The sequence below is a fragment of the Streptomyces iconiensis genome (assembly GCF_028657195.3).
Lineage (GTDB): Bacteria > Actinomycetota > Actinomycetes > Streptomycetales > Streptomycetaceae > Streptomyces > Streptomyces iconiensis.
In genome coordinates this window covers 1-2621 of sequence record NZ_JANCPR020000109.1, presented here as the reverse complement: position 1 = coordinate 2621, position 2621 = coordinate 1, and the positions used below count along the sequence as shown (strand labels likewise).

The window sequence follows — 2621 nt, the reverse complement described above, 5'->3', positions numbered from 1 at the left end:
ACAACCCCACGGCATGACCGCACAACTCACCACCACCGACCTCACCCGCATAACCCGCACCGGCATCACCCCCCTCACCACCCACGAAGCACTCCACCTCTTCGACACCGCACTCCACACCACACGCCCGGTCGTCGTACCCGCCAGGCTGGACACCGGAGCGCTGCGCGCCCTCGGCAGCCAGGACCGCGTGCCGCCGCTCTTCCGCGGCCTGGTGCGGGGACTGCCTTCGGCGCCCGCGAAACCGGCTGACGGGCAGACAGGCGCGCTTCCCTGGGTCCGCGAGCTCGCCGAGGCATCCGAGGCCGACCGTCCACGCCTCACCCTTCAGCTGGTCCGGGCCACGGTCGCCGAGGTGCTCGGCCATCCGCCGAACCAACTGGTGCCGACCGACCGCGGTCTGCTGGACCTCGGACTCGACTCGCTCACGGCCGTCGAGCTCCGCAACCGCCTCGGCGCCCAGACCGGGCTCCGCCTGCCCACCACACTGCTCTTCGACCACCCCACGGCCGCTGCGCTCGCCGCCCATCTCCAGGCGGAGCTCGGCGCCTCGATGCCGGGGGGCGTCGCGAACGCGCTGGCCCGGCTCGACGAACTGGAGGCCCTCTTCGCCCAGGCGCCACCGGACGAAGGGGCGCGTGATCGGATCACCGCTCGGCTGACGTCTGTTCTGTCCCGGCTCGCCCCAGGTCAGAAAGGCAGTGCTACGGCCACGACCGGCATCCAAGTCGAGGAAGCCTCCGACGACGAGCTCTTCGACCTCATCGACGGGCACGTTGCGCCCGAGTGACCGCACCGTCGTGCGTCCGCCGCCCTTACGCCGGCGCCGCACCCGGCGCATCGCGCCGTCCGTCCACGCGGCGGTCGACCAGCCGTACACCCGTCCCAACCCACCGCATGACACAAAGTGCCGCCCATCGAGGAGAGTTGACCTCCCATGACCACCGACGCGCACCAGGCGAGTGAGCCGACCGAGTCCAGTGGGACCACCGAGGCCAGGCTCCGCGACTACCTCAAACGCGCGACCAATGACCTGCTCCAGACCAAGGAGCGGCTGTCGGAGGTCCAGGCCGAGCGCCATGAGCCAATCGCGGTCGTCGGCATGGCCTGCCGCTACCCGGGCGGGGTGCGCTCCCCGGAGGACCTGTGGCAGATCGTCGACTCCGGCACGGACGCCATCTCTCCCTTCCCCGACAACCGGGGCTGGGACCTGGACGGGCTCTACGACCCTGACCCCGAGCGCACCGGGAAGAGCTATGCGCGCGAGGGCGGATTCGTGCATGACGCGGATGAGTTCGACCCGGCGTTCTTCGGGATCAGCCCGCGCGAGGCACTAGCGGTCGACCCGCAGCAGCGGCTGCTGCTGGAGACGGCCTGGGAAGCGTTCGAACGGGCCGGTATCGACCCGTCCTCACTGAACGGTTCGCGCACCGGTGTCTTCGCCGGCGTGATGTACAGCGACTACGGAGGCCGGATCAAGAAAGCCCCCGACGGCCTTGAGGGATACATCGGCACGGGCAGCGCGGGCTCGGTCGCCTCGGGCCGGATCTCCTACACCTTCGGTCTTGAGGGTCCGGCGGTGACGGTGGACACCGCCTGCTCCTCGTCGCTGGTCGCACTGCACCTGGCGATACGGTCGCTGCGCAGCGGCGAGTGCGACCTGGCGCTGGCGGGCGGGGCGACGGTGATCGCCACTCCCGGACTGTTCGTGGAGTTCAGCCGTCAGCGGGGGCTGTCCCCCGACGGGCGGTGCAAGGCGTTCGCGGCGGCTGCCGACGGCACGGGCTGGGGCGAGGGAGCCGGTCTGCTGCTGGTGGAACGGCTCTCGGACGCACGCCGCAACGGCCACCAGGTCCTCGCCGTCGTCCGCGGCACCGCCGTCAACCAAGACGGTACGAGCGGTCAGCTGTCCGCGCCGAACGGCCCTTCACAGCAGCGGGTCATCCGCCAAGCGCTGGCGGATGCGCAACTGGCCGCCGAAGACGTGGACGCCGTCGAAGCGCACGGCACCGGCACCAAACTGGGCGACCCCATCGAGGCCCAGGCGCTCCTGGCCACCTACGGACAGGACCGCCCCGCGGAAGAACCCCTCTACCTGGGCTCCCTCAAATCCAACATCGGACACACCCAGGCCGCGGCCGGCGTCGCCGGCATCATCAAAATGATCATGGCCATGCGCCACGGCCAACTCCCCCAGACCCTCCACCTCGACACACCCACGCCCCACGTCGACTGGGAAAGCGGCCATATCCACCTGCTTCACGACCCCACCCCCTGGCCCCACCACGACCGCCCGCGCCGCGCGGCCGTCTCCTCCTTCGGTATCAGCGGCACCAACGCCCACGTCATCCTCGAACAAGTCCCTGACGAGCCGGTGTTGGTTGGTGTGGAGGGGCAGGAGGAACCCGGCCCTGTCACCGCCGAGACGCCGCTCGCGCCCTGGCTGCTCTCAGGCCACACCGAACAAGCACTACGCGACCACGCCACCCGCCTCCACACCTACGCCCTCACCCACACCACACCCACCGAACTCAACACCACCGCTCACACCCTCACCCAAGGACGCACCCACCACACCCACCGCACCGTCATCGCCCCCACCGACCACACCGACCTCCTCA

General features: G+C 70.2%; 1 protein-coding gene and 1 pseudogene. Both read left to right on the top strand.

The features are described 5' to 3' along the window. Positions 1-790, top strand: a 790-nt coding sequence (locus tag NMN56_RS42850; RefSeq protein ID WP_274045955.1) for an acyl carrier protein, incomplete at its 5' end; no start/stop codon positions are given. A 195-nt stretch (positions 791-985) separates the two neighbouring features. Then, a pseudogene (locus tag NMN56_RS42845) lies at positions 986-2621 on the top strand (type I polyketide synthase); the annotation flags it as partial.